This window comes from Vibrio sp. 10N.222.49.C9 (assembly GCF_041474985.1).
Classification (GTDB): Bacteria; Pseudomonadota; Gammaproteobacteria; order Enterobacterales; family Vibrionaceae; genus Vibrio; species Vibrio crassostreae_C.
In genome coordinates, this window is sequence record NZ_JBFRVD010001251.1 from 1 (window position 1) to 301 (window position 301).

General features: G+C 50.5%; 1 protein-coding gene. It reads left to right on the forward strand.

The genetic code is table 11. The annotated features are described in order from the left end of the window. On the forward strand, positions 1 to 301 hold a 301-nt coding region (locus AB4585_RS27790), incomplete at both ends, for a hypothetical protein (RefSeq protein WP_372171978.1).

Below are 301 nucleotides of genomic sequence, written 5' to 3' on the forward strand. Positions count from 1 at the left end.
GGCCAGAAGTGCTATTGCAGTTGTCGGATGCGAACGTCGGACTCTCATTGGAGGTTTTGCGTGAACTGGATAGGTTGAAGGCGAGCGGTGGCTCGGCAGCTTATGCGGCAAGGCGAGCAATCAAAACGTTGTCGGAAGTGTTGGTTGTCGATAATGAGATGGCGCGAGGCTCTTTTGTTTATCGAGTACCTAGTTCTGAAGGTGTTTTGATTACCCTTCTCCCGCAACTTGAGGGTGTGAGTGATATCTCGGGCGATGACTTGATTTTGGAGGAGCTACTTGCGTATGCCGATAGTGAAGA